The sequence below is a fragment of the Streptomyces europaeiscabiei genome (assembly GCF_036346855.1).
Lineage (GTDB): Bacteria > Actinomycetota > Actinomycetes > Streptomycetales > Streptomycetaceae > Streptomyces > Streptomyces europaeiscabiei.
Genome location: NZ_CP107841.1, coordinates 4,924,076 through 4,939,763, shown reverse-complemented (window position 1 = coordinate 4,939,763; position 15,688 = coordinate 4,924,076). Strand labels below are relative to the sequence as shown.

Below are 15,688 nucleotides of genomic sequence, written 5' to 3'. Positions count from 1 at the left end.
CCCGCCGCGGGCCGTCACACGGACTCGGGCACCTGGCGGGGGGCGTCGACCCCCGCGTACCAGGCGACCCGGGCCGCGTGGAGGCGGGTCTCGGCGCCGAGCTTGGTGTAGACGCGCCGGAGGTGGTCCTTGACGGTGTCGGTGCTCAGGTTCAGGCTGTCGGCGATCTCCCGGTTGGGCAGTCCGCCGCCGACGAGCGAGAGGATCTCCCGTTCGCGCGGGGTGAGCGAGGACACCAGTTCCTCGGCCGACGAGCGTTTCTGGTCCGGTGGGGCGGGTCTGGTGTAGGCGTTCGTCATCTCCTCCGTCAGACAGGGGTCCAGCGCGAGACCTCCCTGGGCGACGGCGGCCACCGCCCACGACAGATGCGCCGACGCGGTGGCCCGGCGCAGGATGCCCGTCGCGCCGTGCCGGAGCAGCTGGCGGGTGCCGTGGCCGGTGAGCTGTTCGCAGAGCACGACGCCCGCGGGTCCGTCGAGCCGGAGCAGCGTGTGCAGGGCCTCGCTCTCCACGGCGTGGCTGATCACCACGACATCGGGCCGCGACCAGCGCACGATGTCGGCCAGAGTGCCGGGAGCGCCCTCGGCGACGAGCGTGAACTGCTGTACTTCCTCCAATACGGTGCGAACCGCGATGCGTGCGGAGAGCATGGGAGCCACCAACGCGACACGAAACATTCTGTTCCCCCGTCAGGTAAGGCTGGTTGGACACGAAAGACCCGCTGTGGTCAAGAGCGTTCTTAAGGCTTCAACAACCGTGTGCAGCTTCACACTTGGGATGGGGGCGGTCAAGCGCATAGCGCCCCTAGAAGGACCGCGTACCGGTGTCAACTCCCCTGCCGGGTGGGAGGCGATCAGGGCTCCCCCGAGAGTGGGGTACAGCGGTGACGGATGGTGCCCCAGGGTGGTGGAGCGAACAGACCGCACACGATGGGGGAACGAGAAGTTGAGAATCAAGACAGCCATAGCGGCGACGATGTTCGTGGGTGCGACCCTCTTCACCAGTGGGGGCGTGGCCCACGCGTCGCTGAGCGAGTGCAACGCGAACAACATGTGCATGTGGGGCAACAACGACTTCCACTGGCTGATCGGCGAACGCGCCCACGGCTCCACCACGTGGACCAACATGACCGGCGACCGCAACGACGAGATGGACTCGTGGGCCAACCGCTCGGCCACCCACACCGGCTGTATGGCCGAGCACTCCAACGGCTCGGGCGACAAGCAGGACATGCACAGGAACGACACCGACGACAACGTCGCCCCCTGGAACAGTGACGAGATCACGTCATGGCGTACGCGGAACGGGTGCTGAATTGACGACAGCCGCTGGCGCACCGCTCGTCCGGACGAGCGGACTGTGCAAGGCCTACCACTCCGCGGCCGAGACCGTCTGGGCCGCGAGAGACGTGGACTTCACCGCCCGGGCGGGGGAGTTCGTGTGCATCTACGGCGCCAGCGGCTCCGGCAAGTCGACCCTGCTGAATCTGCTCGCCGGCCTGGATCTCGCCGACTCCGGCGAGATCCGGGTCGGCGACGTCGACGTGAGTACGGCCGACGAGGCCCGGCGGGCGGAACTCCGGCTGCGCACCGTCGGCGTGGTGTTCCAGGAGCACAACCTGATCGAGGAGTTCAGCGCGGTGGAGAACGTCGCGCTGCCCTTGGAGGCGTGCGGTTTCCCGGTTGCCGAAGCCCGTGAGCAGGCGCTGGCCGAACTGGCCCGCGTCGGCCTGGCGGGGCTGGAGGACCGCATGCCGTGGCAGATGTCCGGCGGACAGCGCCAGCGGGTGGGCGTCGCGCGAGCGCTCACCGGGCAGCGGTCGGTCCTGCTCGCGGACGAGCCGACCGGCGCCCTCGACTCGACGAACACAAGTGAGCTGTTCGAGCTGTTCCGGACCCTGTGCGACGACGGCGTACTGGCCGTGATCTGCTCGCACGACCCACGCTGCCGCGACTTCGCCGACACGGTCTACGAGGTCGTCGACGGCCGCCTGGAATCCCGCCAGTGACCACCACGGAGACGACACGGGGGCCCGGCGCCGCATGACCGACGACCGCATGACCGACGACCGCGCGACCGGCGACCGCGCACCTGCGGTCGGCTCGGCCTCAGACGCCTCGACCGGAGCCCGCTCGGTCGGTGACAGCGCCGCCGAGGACCGCGTGCTCCAGGGCCGGACGGCCGACGACCTCACGGCCCACACCCGTACGACCCACACCCGCACGGCACCCGACCCCATGCCGTACGGCCGCCCCATGACGTTCGCCGACCGGGCCCGGCTGACCTCGCGGCTGGCCCGGCGGCTGGCCCGCTCGCGGGCGCTGGCCCGGTCGGTGGCGCTCGTGTTCGTCGCCGGACTGCTGGTGACGGGCATGTTCGTCACGCTGCGGACCCTGTCCTTGTCCGGCGAACAGGTGGCCGAGAACGAACTGGGCCGCTTCGGTGCCAAGATCGGCTACGGCAGCGGCGTCTCCCTGTCGCCGGGCGACGACACCTTCCTCACCGACCTCCGCTCCCGGGCGCGCGACGCCGGAGCCACGGACGCCGGGATCGTGCTCAGCGCGACCGACGTGCAGCTGAACACCACACCAGCCCGCAATGTGACCGCCCTGGAGAGCGACTGGGCCTCCCGGCCGTACCCCGAGCGGTACGAACTGCTGTCCGGCCAGTGGCCGAGCCGCCCCGGCGAGGTGGCCGTCACCGAGCCGGACGACGTGCGGACCCCGGTCGGCGAGACCCTCACCGTGCTGGGCGACGTCCGGCTCAAGGTCGTCGCCACCGTCGACGACCGCGCCGCCGACACCACCAACCTGCTGCTCGGACCGGGCACCTGGGCCGGACTCGACCCCACCCTCAGCAAGGGGTTCCCCGTACTGACCGCCCAGATGGACCTGATGTGGGCGGGGGACAGGCAGCAGCAGGTCGTCGACGCCTTCACCGCCGCCGCCCGCACCTGGGCCGAGAACGGCGGCGACAGCCCCGAAGCCGCCGCGATCCGCGAGGACGGGCAGAACGCCGTGGCCGCCACCCTGGTCACCAGGGACCAGCTCGTGGCCCGCCCGCAGAAGACCTGGATCGAGAAGACCCCCGCCGGCTACACCGTCCCGTCGCTCCTGGTGCCGGCCGCGGCCGTCCTGCTCGTCTTCGGACTCAACGGCCGCCGCTTCCGCCGCACCACCGCCTCCCTGACCTCCGTCGGCGTCTCCCGTACGACGGCCGCGCTCGCCCCCGCCCTGGCCGCGCTGGCCTGGTCACTGGCCGCGGCCGCCTGTGGAGCCGTGGCCGGCGTCCTGGTCGGCCTCGGCGCCCGGCTGCTCATCTCCCACCTGCGCGACAGCCCGGCGGGCCCGCTCGACGACCTCGCCTCGCCCGTGCTGCGCCTCCTCGCCGTGGTCCTCGTGACCGGTCTGATCGCCGGCACGGTCCTCGCCCGCACCCGGCGCGACGAACCCGCCCGGCCGCACACCGAGGACGACAGCGCCCGTGCCACCGACCGCCCCGGCGCCCGCCGCGCCCGCGACGCCCGGCATCTGCTGGCCGTCGCCGCCTGGTGCGCCACCGCGGTGTACGCCACCTGGGTCGACTCACCCCCGCACGCCATGATCCTCACCGGCATCCTGATCGTCGCCGTCCTCCTGATCATCCCCGAGGTGTTCTCCGGGGTGCTCAAAGTGCTGCCGGAGGGCGGTCCCCGCCGCCGCCTGGTCCGCCGCCAGCTCGCTGCCGACCGCTCCAGGGCCTGCGCCGCCCTGGCCGTGCTCACCGTGCTGTTCGGGGCATCGCTCGGCTATGTCACCCTCCTGGACACCCTGATCCGCACGGCCGAGAAGCAGGCGTACCCCTCCGTGCTCGCCGGCCAGGTCCTGCTGGCCGGCCACGAGAGCGACACCTTCCCGCCCGGCGAGGCCCTGCTCCGCACGGTCGACGCCTCCGGCACGCTCGACGGGCTGCCCCGCACAGAGCCGCGCTACCTGATGGACGGTGACCCCGACAACCCCCGCATGGCGAGCCGGAAGGGCAACGACAGCAGCCTGCTCACCGCGGACAACCCCACCGACGTCGAACGGTTGATCGGCCGCCGACTCGACCCCGCCCAGGCCTCCCTGTTGCGCGACGGCGGCCTGCTCGTCTGGGCACACTCCCCCGACGCCCCCACCGGCGCGGACGCCCACACCTCTCTCGTCGTCCGCCAGGGCGACAAGATCCTCGGCGACACCGCCGAGCTGCCCATGGCCCCCGTCGAGGTCGCCCCCGCCGAGTGGCGGACCGGCTCCGACGGCATCATGCTCCGCGCCACGGCGAACGCACTCGACCTGCCGATCCAGATCCACGGACCGATCATGGTCACCGGCGTCCCCGACACCGACGCCCGAGCCCTGCAACAGGCCGTCGTCAACGCCGGCATGGACGCCGGAGCCGTCCTGATCCACGTGGAACCCGACGACCCGGTGCCCCCGGCGGCGCTCCTGGCCACCGCCGTGGGCCTGGTGGTCCTGGCCCTCGCCGCCGTACTGGCCGCCACCCGCAGCCAGACCCGCATCCTCCGCCGCTATCTCGCGCGGCTGATCGCCGTGGGCATTCCCCCGCGCTGGGCCCGCCATGTGCTGCTCTGCCAGCACGCCGTCCTCATCGCGGTGAGCACCCTCCTGGGTCTGCTGATCGCCATGATCCCCACCGTGGTCCTCGCCTTCCAGGTCTCCGGATTCGTCCTGAGCGTGCCGTGGTGGCAACTCGCCGTACTCGCCGCGGCGACCTATGCGGCGGCACTTCTCGCCGCCGTCCTGTCCGCCCACAAGCTCCGTGTGACCGAAGCCCGAGCCACCTGAAGGGAGAGGCGTCCCACCCGACTCCTCTCAACCCCTCAAGGCCGGCACATCAAGCCCGCGCCACCACCGGTTCCGCGGCGGCCCCACTCCCGGCGACCACCCGGCTGGCCACGAGCGCGGGCTGATCCTGCCCGCCCGTGAGATGCCGCCCGAGCCGCAGCGCCAGCACGCTGATGCCCAGCGAGCACAAAAGGAAAGCCACGATGTACAGCGCATGCAGCGAGGCACCCATCGGCCCGCCCACCGCCGGACCGACCGCCAGCGCGAGCTGCTTGACCAGGGCGAACGCCGAGTTGTACTGCCCGGCCATCCCCGTCGGCGCCAGATCGGCCACCAGCGGCGCGACGGTCGGCGACAGCATGGCCTCACCGAGACCGAACAGCGCGTACGTTGAGACGAACGCGGCGGTCGCCATGGCCTGGCTCGTCTCCCCCAGCCCGGCGAACCCGGCCACACCCCACGCGACGGCCCAGATCAGCCCCACGGCCGCGATCACCCGTGACCGCCGGCGCCGCGTCACGAACCGCAGCACGGCGAACTGCGCGACCACGATCACCGCGGTGTTGGCCGCCAGCGCCGTCCCGAGTGCGGACGTCGATATCCCGGCCGCCTCCACCCCGTACGCACTGAGCCCCGACTCGAACTGCCCGTAGCAGGCGAAGAACAGCACGAAGCCCAGCACGCACAGCTGCACCATGGCCCGATTCCCGAGCAGCTGCTTCCAGCTCCCCTTGGCCGCCGTCCCCGTCGGCACACCCGCGACCTTCGGAGCGCGAGGCATCCGCACGGTCGCCATCACACCCACGAGCAGCAGGAACATCGCCGCCTGTATGGAGAAGAGCAGCGTGAAGGACCCTGCGCGTGTGGCATCGACGAGATGCCCGCCTATCAGCCCGCCGACCCCGAGCCCGAGGTTCTGCAGGAAGAACTGCGTGGCGAAGTCCCGAGACCGGTTCTCCGCGGTCGAACAGTCGACGATCAGCGTCGCGAGTGCCGGCTGCATCACGGCCTGCCCCGCCCCGAGCGCCGCGGCCGACAAGAGCACGGTCGTCGCACTGGAGGCCAGCCCCAGGCTCAGCGATCCGACGGAGGCGGTGACCAGGGCGGTGAGCAGCACGGGAAGCGGGCCCCGCCGGACTATGGCCCGCCCTGCGAGGGGCAGCACCACCAGCGCGGCAACGGCGAAGACCGCCAGCACGAGCCCCGCCGTCGTCGCACCGAGATCCCGCACCTGCGCCACATAGACGTACAGATACGGGACGGTGAAGCCGAGTCCGAACGCGCCGAGCGCGTTGCCCACATGAATCCGGCGCATCGCTGCGCCCATCCCCCTGGTCACGTTCACCTGCCTAGGAAAGGGAAGCCCACAGCTCAAGCGTTAACACTGAAGACTTCGAAGCTAAAACTTAGAAGCTAAACAGTACACACCGAAGGACTTCGATGCCAAGCCGTGGCGTGCCATACTTCGGCCCATGGGCGACACCCCCGGCACCTCCGGCAGCGCCGAGCCGACACTCGAAGAGCAGATCGCCGCCTACCAGCGCGAGTTCAGGGACCTCGACCCCCAGGTCGAGAAGATCGTCTCGGCTCTCTCCCGTCTCAACCGCCGCATGAACGTCGCCTACGGCCGCCAGACCTCGGCGCTCGACATCAGCAACGCCGAGTGGGAGGTCCTCAAGGCCCTCGTTCTCTCCGGCGCCCCCTACCGCCTGGGCCCGAGCGAGCTCGCCAAGCGGCTGGGCCTCACCCCTGCCGCCATGACCCACCGCATCGACCGCATGGTCACCGAGGGCCTGGTGACGAGGGAGCGCGACGAGACCAACCGCGTACGCGTCATCGTCGAGCTCACGCCCGAGGGTCGCGAGAAGTGGCTGGAGGCCATGCGTCTCGCCTCGGTCTTCGAGGAGGACCTCCTCCAGGACCTCTCCCCTCTGGAGCGCACCGTCCTGGGCGAGGTTCTGACCCGACTCCTCCGTCGCGTCGAGCACGCACAGCCGGACGCCGGCGGTCGCCTCACCGACCTCGACTGAGGCCGCTCTTGTGGGGGCGTCCGAGGTTTGGCCGAGGGGCGCCCTGGGGAGGCTTGACAGTCCACCCCGCGATCCGTAAAGTTCTTCGGGTTGCCACGGAGCCTTAACGGTTCTGCGACAGCACCTCCGCCGCCCCAAGCGGCACCCAAACCAACCAGCACGATCTCCCATCGGGATGAATTCGGCGTGCCCGAATGAAATTCGATTTGGGTTCGACAGCCCCGATTGGGAACTGCCGAGCAGATCCGCTAGGGTTTGGAACGTCGGAACGGCCCAACAGCCACGAAGACAACGCCCGCTGACTGGGAATCAGGCCCGAAAGGATCTGATAGAGTCGGAACCGCCGGAAAGGGAAACGCGAAAGCGGGAACCTGGAAAGCACCGAGGAAATCGGATCGGAAAACGATCTGATAGAGTCGGAAACGCAAGACCGAAGGGAAACTGCCCGGAGGAAAGCCCGAGAGTAGCTTGGGTGAGTACAAAGGAAGCGTCCGTTCCTTGAGAACTCAACAGCGTGCCAAAAATCAACGCCAGATATGTTGATACCCCGTCCGCCGAAACTTTTCGGTGGTCGAGGTTCCTTTGAAGTAAAACACAGCGAGGACGCTGTGAACGGTCGGGCTTATTCCGCCTGACTGTTCCGCTCTCGTGGTGTCGACCCGATTACGGGTAAACATTCACGGAGAGTTTGATCCTGGCTCAGGACGAACGCTGGCGGCGTGCTTAACACATGCAAGTCGAACGATGAACCACTTCGGTGGGGATTAGTGGCGAACGGGTGAGTAACACGTGGGCAATCTGCCCTTCACTCTGGGACAAGCCCTGGAAACGGGGTCTAATACCGGATACAACACTCTCGGGCATCCGATGAGTGTGGAAAGCTCCGGCGGTGAAGGATGAGCCCGCGGCCTATCAGCTTGTTGGTGAGGTAACGGCTCACCAAGGCGACGACGGGTAGCCGGCCTGAGAGGGCGACCGGCCACACTGGGACTGAGACACGGCCCAGACTCCTACGGGAGGCAGCAGTGGGGAATATTGCACAATGGGCGAAAGCCTGATGCAGCGACGCCGCGTGAGGGATGACGGCCTTCGGGTTGTAAACCTCTTTCAGCAGGGAAGAAGCGAAAGTGACGGTACCTGCAGAAGAAGCGCCGGCTAACTACGTGCCAGCAGCCGCGGTAATACGTAGGGCGCGAGCGTTGTCCGGAATTATTGGGCGTAAAGAGCTCGTAGGCGGTCTGTCGCGTCGGATGTGAAAGCCCGGGGCTTAACCCCGGGTCTGCATTCGATACGGGCAGACTAGAGTGTGGTAGGGGAGATCGGAATTCCTGGTGTAGCGGTGAAATGCGCAGATATCAGGAGGAACACCGGTGGCGAAGGCGGATCTCTGGGCCATTACTGACGCTGAGGAGCGAAAGCGTGGGGAGCGAACAGGATTAGATACCCTGGTAGTCCACGCCGTAAACGGTGGGAACTAGGTGTTGGCGACATTCCACGTCGTCGGTGCCGCAGCTAACGCATTAAGTTCCCCGCCTGGGGAGTACGGCCGCAAGGCTAAAACTCAAAGGAATTGACGGGGGCCCGCACAAGCAGCGGAGCATGTGGCTTAATTCGACGCAACGCGAAGAACCTTACCAAGGCTTGACATACACCGGAAACGGCCAGAGATGGTCGCCCCCTTGTGGTCGGTGTACAGGTGGTGCATGGCTGTCGTCAGCTCGTGTCGTGAGATGTTGGGTTAAGTCCCGCAACGAGCGCAACCCTTGTTCTGTGTTGCCAGCATGCCCTTCGGGGTGATGGGGACTCACAGGAGACTGCCGGGGTCAACTCGGAGGAAGGTGGGGACGACGTCAAGTCATCATGCCCCTTATGTCTTGGGCTGCACACGTGCTACAATGGCAGGTACAATGAGCTGCGAAGCCGTGAGGCGGAGCGAATCTCAAAAAGCCTGTCTCAGTTCGGATTGGGGTCTGCAACTCGACCCCATGAAGTCGGAGTTGCTAGTAATCGCAGATCAGCATTGCTGCGGTGAATACGTTCCCGGGCCTTGTACACACCGCCCGTCACGTCACGAAAGTCGGTAACACCCGAAGCCGGTGGCCCAACCCGTAAGGGAGGGAGCTGTCGAAGGTGGGACTGGCGATTGGGACGAAGTCGTAACAAGGTAGCCGTACCGGAAGGTGCGGCTGGATCACCTCCTTTCTAAGGAGCATCTAGGCTGCCGGGCTTGCCCGGTGGTCCAGGGCCATAACGCAGGCGAATGTTCTGCGGTGGTTGCTCATGGGTGGAACGTTGATTATTCGGCCGGTTCACGGGCCGGAGGCTGTGAGTACTGCTCGTAAGAGTGTGGAAAGCATGATCTTCGGACGGAGGACCGGTCGGGCACGCTGTTGGGTGTCTGAGGGTATGGCCGTATGGCTGCCTTCAGTGCCGGCCCCGGTAAAAATCTGCGTGAGCGGGTTGTGACGGGTGGTTGGTCGTTGTTTGAGAACTGCACAGTGGACGCGAGCATCTGTGGCCAAGTTTTTAAGGGCGCACGGTGGATGCCTTGGCACCAGGAACCGATGAAGGACGTGGGAGGCCACGATAGGCCCCGGGGAGTCGTCAACCAGGCTTTGATCCGGGGGTGTCCGAATGGGGAAACCCGGCAGTCGTCATGGGCTGTCACCCTTGCCTGAACACATAGGGCAAGTGGAGGGAACGCGGGGAAGTGAAACATCTCAGTACCCGCAGGAAGAGAAAACAACCGTGATTCCGGGAGTAGTGGCGAGCGAAACCGGATGAGGCCAAACCGTATACGTGTGAGACCCGGCAGGGGTTGCGTGTACGGGGTTGTGGGATCTCTCTTGATCAGTCTGCCGGCTGGTCGACGAGTCAGAAACCGTTGATGTAGGCGAAGGACATGCGAAAGGTCCGGCGTAGAGGGTAAGACCCCCGTAGCTGAAACATTGACGGCTCGTTTGAGAGACACCCAAGTAGCACGGGGCCCGAGAAATCCCGTGTGAATCTGGCGGGACCACCCGTTAAGCCTAAATATTCCCTGGTGACCGATAGCGGATAGTACCGTGAGGGAATGGTGAAAAGTACCGCGGGAGCGGAGTGAAATAGTACCTGAAACCGTGTGCCTACAAGCCGTGGGAGCGTCGCGCATCGAGTTTACTCGGTGCGTCGTGACTGCGTGCCTTTTGAAGAATGAGCCTGCGAGTTTGCGGTGTGTTGCGAGGTTAACCCGAGTGGGGTAGCCGTAGCGAAAGCGAGTCCGAACAGGGCGACTGAGTAGCACGCTCAAGACCCGAAGCGGAGTGATCTAGCCATGGGCAGGTTGAAGCGGAGGTAAGACTTCGTGGAGGACCGAACCCACCAGGGTTGAAAACCTGGGGGATGACCTGTGGTTAGGGGTGAAAGGCCAATCAAACTCCGTGATAGCTGGTTCTCCCCGAAATGCATTTAGGTGCAGCGTCGTGTGTTTCTTGCCGGAGGTAGAGCACTGGATAGGCGATGGGCCCTACCGGGTTACTGACCTTAGCCAAACTCCGAATGCCGGTAAGTGAGAGCGCGGCAGTGAGACTGTGGGGGATAAGCTCCATGGTCGAGAGGGAAACAGCCCAGAGCATCGACTAAGGCCCCTAAGCGTACGCTAAGTGGGAAAGGATGTGGAGTCGCACAGACAACCAGGAGGTTGGCTTAGAAGCAGCCACCCTTGAAAGAGTGCGTAATAGCTCACTGGTCTAGTGATTCCGCGCCGACAATGTAGCGGGGCTCAAGCGTACCGCCGAAGTCGTGTCATTCATACACATATCCCCAACGGGAGTATGGATGGGTAGGGGAGCGTCGTGTGCCGGGTGAAGCAGCCGCGGAAGCGAGTTGTGGACGGTTCACGAGTGAGAATGCAGGCATGAGTAGCGATACAAACGTGAGAAACGTTTGCGCCGATTGACTAAGGGTTCCTGGGTCAAGCTGATCTGCCCAGGGTAAGTCGGGACCTAAGGCGAGGCCGACAGGCGTAGTCGATGGATAACCGGTTGATATTCCGGTACCCGCTGTGAAGCGTCAAACATTGAACCAGGCGATGCTAAGTCCGTGAAGCCGTTCCGGACCCTTCGGGGAAAGGAAAGTGGTGGAGCCGACGGACCAGACTTGCAGTAGGTGAGTGATGGGGTGACGCAGGAAGGTAGTCCATCCCGGGCGGTGGTTGTCCCGGGGTAAGGGTGTAGGCCGTGCGATAGGTAAATCCGTCGTGCATGTGGCTGAGACCTGATGCCGAGCCGATTGTGGTGAAGTGGATGATCCTATGCTGTCGAGAAAAGCCTCTAGCGAGTTTCATGGCGGCCCGTACCCTAAACCGACTCAGGTGGTCAGGTAGAGAATACCGAGGCGTTCGGGTGAACTATGGTTAAGGAACTCGGCAAAATGCCCCCGTAACTTCGGGAGAAGGGGGGCCATCACTGGTGAGAGGATTTACTCCTTGAGCTGGGGGTGGCCGCAGAGACCAGCGAGAAGCGACTGTTTACTAAAAACACAGGTCCGTGCGAAGCCGTAAGGCGATGTATACGGACTGACGCCTGCCCGGTGCTGGAACGTTAAGGGGACCGGTTAGTCACATTTCGGTGTGGCGAAGCTGAGAACTTAAGCGCCAGTAAACGGCGGTGGTAACTATAACCATCCTAAGGTAGCGAAATTCCTTGTCGGGTAAGTTCCGACCTGCACGAATGGCGTAACGACTTCTCGACTGTCTCAACCATAGGCCCGGTGAAATTGCACTACGAGTAAAGATGCTCGTTTCGCGCAGCAGGACGGAAAGACCCCGGGACCTTTACTACAGTTTGATATTGGTGTTCGGTTCGGCTTGTGTAGGATAGCTGGGAGACTTTGAAGCGGCCACGCCAGTGGTTGTGGAGTCGTCGTTGAAATACCAGTCTGGTCGTGCTGGATGTCTAACCTGGGTCCGTGATCCGGATCAGGGACAGTGTCTGATGGGTAGTTTAACTGGGGCGGTTGCCTCCTAAAGAGTAACGGAGGCGCCCAAAGGTTCCCTCAGCCTGGTTGGCAATCAGGTGTTGAGTGTAAGTGCACAAGGGAGCTTGACTGTGAGACCGACGGGTCGAGCAGGGACGAAAGTCGGGACTAGTGATCCGGCGGTGGCTTGTGGAAGCGCCGTCGCTCAACGGATAAAAGGTACCCCGGGGATAACAGGCTGATCTTCCCCAAGAGTCCATATCGACGGGATGGTTTGGCACCTCGATGTCGGCTCGTCGCATCCTGGGGCTGGAGTCGGTCCCAAGGGTTGGGCTGTTCGCCCATTAAAGCGGTACGCGAGCTGGGTTTAGAACGTCGTGAGACAGTTCGGTCCCTATCCGCTGCGCGCGCAGGAATATTGAGAAGGGCTGTCCCTAGTACGAGAGGACCGGGACGGACGAACCTCTGGTGTGCCAGTTGTTCTGCCAAGGGCATGGCTGGTTGGCTACGTTCGGGAGGGATAACCGCTGAAAGCATCTAAGCGGGAAGCCTGCTTCGAGATGAGTATTCCCACCCACTTGATGGGGTAAGGCTCCCAGTAGACGACTGGGTTGATAGGCCAGATATGGAAGCCTGGTAACGGGTGGAGTTGACTGGTACTAATAGGCCGAGGGCTTGTCCTCAGTTGCTCGCGTCCACTGTGTTGGTTCTGAAACCACGAACAACCCCATTCCCTTGTTTGGTCACGGGGGATGGTGCGGTTGAGTGTTTCATAGTGTTTCGGTGGTCATAGCGTGAGGGAAACGCCCGGTTACATTCCGAACCCGGAAGCTAAGCCTTACAGCGCCGATGGTACTGCAGGGGGGACCCTGTGGGAGAGTAGGACGCCGCCGAACAAATATTGCGAAAGGCCCACACCTTATGGTGTGGGCCTTTTTGCGTTTCCGGGGCGGAAAATCGGAGGAAGGGTGTGGGGCCCCGGTACTACCGTGGCCGGTATGGATCTGGTGATGAGTGCTGAGAGCGCCGTACCCGAGGGCTATGCGGTGCGGGCCGTTCGGGCCGATGAGTGGCCGGCCGTGCGGGAGTTGCGGTTGGCCGCGTTGTTGGATCCGGTGGCGCATCTCGCGTTTCTGGAGACGTACGAGGATGCCGTGGCACGGCCGGACGCCTTCTGGAAGGAGCGGACGCAGGGGGCTGCGGAGGGAGTCCGGGAGCGGCAGCAGTTCGTAGTGGAGGCCGGGGACGGCGGGTGGGTCGGGACTGTGACCGTGCTCGTGGAAGAGGCCGGCGTCCGGGACTTCTTCGGGGGGATCGTCGAGCGGCGGCAGGCGCATCTGGTGGGAGTGTTCCTGCGCGACGGGCACCGGGGGAAGGGCGTGGGCGAGGCGATGTTCGCGGCCGCGTTGGAGTGGGCTCGGGGGGCCGGGGTCGAGCGGGTGAGGTTGTTCGTGAACGAGGGAAACGGGCGGGCCGAGACGTTCTATCGGCGGGTCGGGTTCGTGGGCAGCGGGGTGACCTTCGAGGGGGACGAGGGGCGGGAGTTGGAGTATGTGCTGCGGTCCACGTAGGCATCGGTGCCGGGTGGGCTGGTGTTAGCGTTCGGCGGCATGGACGACAGCGTGTATGTGGGCAATGCGGGCAAGGACGCGGCGCTGGACAGTGGCTGGCTGCTCGGGCACTTCAAGGACGAGGGGGATCCTCGCCGGAGTGACGAGGTGGAGATCAAGTGGGGGGTTCACCCGCGGGGCGACACGCGCGCCCAGTGGGTTCGGGGCGAGGAACGTACCGCCCTGCAGGTGCTGATCAGCGGTCGGTTCCGGGTCGATTTCCCCGGCCGTAGCGTCGTCTTGGAGCGCCAGGGTGACTACGTCGTCTGGGGGCGCGGGGTGGACCACTCCTGGGTCGCGGAGGAGGAGTCGGTGGTGCTGACCGTGCGGTGGCCGTCCGTCGCCGGATACGCGGTGCCTCAGGAGGGAGAGGGGTCGAGCGGGTGACGGGCCCCGATCGGTCGTGACCGCCGCCTGATCCGTGGTGGTGAACGGCTGTTACGGCAGCGGGAGTTCGTGGTTCGGCCAGCGGGACCTGGCCTGTTCGCGGGAGCGGAGCAGGGCCAGGGTGGGGAGGCCTCGGTCGGGGCCTGAGGCCAGGAGGGCGGGGAGCTGGGGGAGCGGGGCCACGGCTGCCACGTCGTCCAGGATCAGGGTGAGTGGTGGGTCGAGGCGCCCGGAGGATGACCGTTCGGCCATGCGCCGGCCGCGCTCGACCACGCTTGAGGCGAGGGCCGTCAGAAGGGGCATGGCGGAAGGGTTCGCCTTGGGGTCCTCGATGGGGTCGCCGACCACATAGAGCGTTCCCCCCTCGTGCGCGAAGGAATCCAGTGCGAGAGCGTCCGCTCGGTTCGGGGCGCAGGATTCCCGGACATTGACCGTGGAGAGGGCGGAGAGGGCTCGCGCCGTCAACTGCTGCGCGATGTCGCGACGTTCGGGGTGCGAGGTGAGGGCCGACTCCAGTTCGCCCGCCGCGCCGGGGGCCGCCTTCGGGTTCGTACGGAGAGTGCGCACCGCCTCCTGGACGTTGCTGCCCTGGGCCCAGCGGTGCAGGTGGCGGATGGTGCGGGTGTCTATGGCGGCGGCGTGGAGGTAGCTGCGCAGGAGGGTTTCCGCCGTGTCCGCCATCGCCTGGTCGATCTTGGCGGTGGGGCGGATGGGGGCGAGGAGAGCGGTCGCTCTGGCCAGTGCCGTCGCCTTGTCCTCGCAGCCGGAGATGGGGGACCAGTGGAGGCGGGCCGGGGTGTCGCAGCGGTGTGCGGGGTCGTAGAGGAGGACCGGGCCCAGTTTCGCGCGGGCGTCCTTCGTGTCCGACCAGAGGGCGGGGTCGGAGGTGACCACCAGGACCGGGCCTTCGGCGTCCCGGATGGCTTGGGCGGCGGCGGGGTAGCGGGCCTCGGCGGGGCCCAGGACGACCGGGGGGAGCGTGGGCGCCCACCCGGCCGTGTGAGGGCCGCCGGAGGTCGAGGGCACCGTTGCGGGCACGGTGGCTGCGGGCCGGGGGTGGGTGAGTGGGGCGGCGGCGTCCGTACCGGTCGCGGTCGGCGGGCTGGTGGTGGGGTGTGTGCCGGCCGGGGCCACGAGAGGAGGCTCGGTCGGCGCGCCGACCCCGGCTGCCGGGGCGAGCGGGGTGGAGGGCGCGCTGTGACGCGGCTCGGGGACCGGTGTGGCGTGCGTCGAGGCCATGGCAGGGAACCCGGCGGGTGGGGCGAGCCCGCCGCCGGGGCTTGCGGTGTGCGGCGGGACGGGGGCGCCGGTGGCCGGGCCCGCGCTGTGGACGTAGGCCCCGGTGGGCGGTGTGGCGTGGCCGGGGTACTCGGTGGGCGCCCCCGTTGCGGCGCCGTCCTTTGCCTGGCGCTGTGCCGCTTTCTCCCGCGCCCGTACGGCTCTCCAGCGGGCCAGTGTGCCCATGGCGAAGACGGTCAGGACGAGGAAGACCATGAGCTGGCCGATGACGAGGCCCCAGAAGAGGCCGTAGCCGGACAGCTGGTCGGCGGGGGTGTCCGGCCAGGCGGCGGCGAGGTCCTGGGGGGCGGAGACCAGGCTGCGTGCGGCGAGAGGCGTACGGGAGAAGGTGACGGCGTCGGGCCAGGCGCCGTGGGCGAAGAGACCGGCCAGTCCGGTGGCCGACCAGACCAGCAGGGTCAGGCCCACCAGGAAGCCGAGGAGGGCGATCAGCAGCCCGTCGGGGATGCCGCCTCCGCCCTGCTCGGGGCGGCGGTCGTCCGGTCTCATCGCACGCCGCCGTTCACGCCGTTTCCTCCGCCGCCGTTCACGCCGTCACCTTGCCCTGGCCTTGCTTGTTCCGGCTCGTTCCTGGTCCTGT

At 66.2% G+C, this 15,688-nt stretch carries 9 protein-coding genes and 3 rRNA genes; 9 read left to right on the top strand and 3 right to left on the bottom strand.

The features are described 5' to 3' along the window. Positions 1 to 14: 14 nt before the first annotated feature. Positions 15 to 650: a response regulator transcription factor gene (locus tag OG858_RS21560; protein ID WP_179200988.1), complete on the bottom strand. Its 636-nt coding sequence runs from the start codon at positions 648 to 650 to the stop codon at positions 15 to 17. Between the two features lie 295 nt (positions 651 to 945). On the opposite strand from OG858_RS21560, the gene OG858_RS21555 reads away from it, so the two are divergent. From OG858_RS21555 to OG858_RS21545, 3 genes are read left to right on the top strand one after another with little or no spacing between them, the layout of a single operon-like run. Beyond that, the gene (locus OG858_RS21555) at positions 946 to 1,314 is read left to right on the top strand and encodes a hypothetical protein (protein ID WP_143677205.1); all 369 of its coding nucleotides are present in this window, start codon (positions 946 to 948) and stop codon (positions 1,312 to 1,314) included. A gap of 1 nt (position 1,315) precedes the next feature. Then, positions 1,316 to 2,008, top strand: a complete 693-nt coding sequence (locus OG858_RS21550) for an ABC transporter ATP-binding protein (RefSeq protein WP_086748547.1) — start codon at positions 1,316 to 1,318, stop codon at positions 2,006 to 2,008. A 34-nt stretch (positions 2,009 to 2,042) separates the two neighbouring features. After that, positions 2,043 to 4,826, top strand: coding sequence for a hypothetical protein (locus OG858_RS21545; protein WP_328544620.1), 2,784 nt, complete (start codon positions 2,043 to 2,045; stop codon positions 4,824 to 4,826). A 49-nt stretch (positions 4,827 to 4,875) separates the two neighbouring features. Here OG858_RS21545 and OG858_RS21540 read toward each other — a convergent pair whose 3' ends face one another. Next, positions 4,876 to 6,153, bottom strand: a complete 1,278-nt coding sequence (locus OG858_RS21540; protein ID WP_319268034.1) for an MFS transporter — start codon at positions 6,151 to 6,153, stop codon at positions 4,876 to 4,878. Positions 6,154 to 6,298: 145 nt separating this feature from the next. Between OG858_RS21540 and OG858_RS21535 the strand changes: the two genes are divergently transcribed. From OG858_RS21535 to OG858_RS21510, 6 genes are all read left to right on the top strand, one after another. Next, complete coding sequence (locus OG858_RS21535; RefSeq protein ID WP_037689226.1) at positions 6,299 to 6,856, top strand: MarR family winged helix-turn-helix transcriptional regulator; 558 nt, start codon at positions 6,299 to 6,301, stop codon at positions 6,854 to 6,856. Positions 6,857 to 7,532: 676 nt separating this feature from the next. Next, positions 7,533 to 9,058 (top strand): 16S ribosomal RNA (locus OG858_RS21530). A gap of 314 nt (positions 9,059 to 9,372) precedes the next feature. Next, positions 9,373 to 12,495: ribosomal RNA gene (locus OG858_RS21525) — 23S ribosomal RNA — on the top strand. 96 nt (positions 12,496 to 12,591) lie between these two features. Continuing rightward, positions 12,592 to 12,708: ribosomal RNA gene (rrf, locus tag OG858_RS21520) — 5S ribosomal RNA — on the top strand. Together the 16S, 23S and 5S rRNA genes form the textbook arrangement of a ribosomal RNA operon. A gap of 114 nt (positions 12,709 to 12,822) precedes the next feature. Then, positions 12,823 to 13,383 (top strand): GNAT family N-acetyltransferase, encoded by a 561-nt coding sequence (locus OG858_RS21515; protein ID WP_327724330.1) that lies wholly within the window; start codon positions 12,823 to 12,825, stop codon positions 13,381 to 13,383. A 39-nt stretch (positions 13,384 to 13,422) separates the two neighbouring features. Then, entirely contained in the window at positions 13,423 to 13,809 is a 387-nt protein-coding gene (locus OG858_RS21510; protein ID WP_327724329.1) for a cupin domain-containing protein, read from the top strand. Between the two features lie 51 nt (positions 13,810 to 13,860). Here the strand turns inward: OG858_RS21510 and OG858_RS21505 are convergent, their stop codons facing one another. After that, entirely contained in the window at positions 13,861 to 15,597 is a 1,737-nt protein-coding gene (locus tag OG858_RS21505) for a type IV secretory system conjugative DNA transfer family protein (protein ID WP_328544621.1), read from the bottom strand. Positions 15,598 to 15,688: the final 91 nt, after the last annotated feature.

What these genes read in the sequence shown, in the direction of transcription:
- OG858_RS21510 (WP_327724329.1), top strand. Translation starts at nt 13,423, where the DNA reads ATGGACGACAGCGTGTATGTGGGCAATGCGGGCAAGGACGCGGCGCTG.
- OG858_RS21515 (WP_327724330.1), top strand. Translation starts at nt 12,823, where the DNA reads ATGAGTGCTGAGAGCGCCGTACCCGAGGGCTATGCGGTGCGGGCCGTT.
- OG858_RS21505 (WP_328544621.1), bottom strand. Translation starts at nt 15,597, where the DNA reads ATGAGACCGGACGACCGCCGCCCCGAGCAGGGCGGAGGCGGCATCCCC.
- OG858_RS21545 (WP_328544620.1), top strand. Translation starts at nt 2,043, where the DNA reads ATGACCGACGACCGCATGACCGACGACCGCGCGACCGGCGACCGCGCA.
- OG858_RS21535 (WP_037689226.1), top strand. Translation starts at nt 6,299, where the DNA reads ATGGGCGACACCCCCGGCACCTCCGGCAGCGCCGAGCCGACACTCGAA.
- OG858_RS21560 (WP_179200988.1), bottom strand. Translation starts at nt 650, where the DNA reads ATGCTCTCCGCACGCATCGCGGTTCGCACCGTATTGGAGGAAGTACAG.
- OG858_RS21540 (WP_319268034.1), bottom strand. Translation starts at nt 6,153, where the DNA reads ATGGGCGCAGCGATGCGCCGGATTCATGTGGGCAACGCGCTCGGCGCG.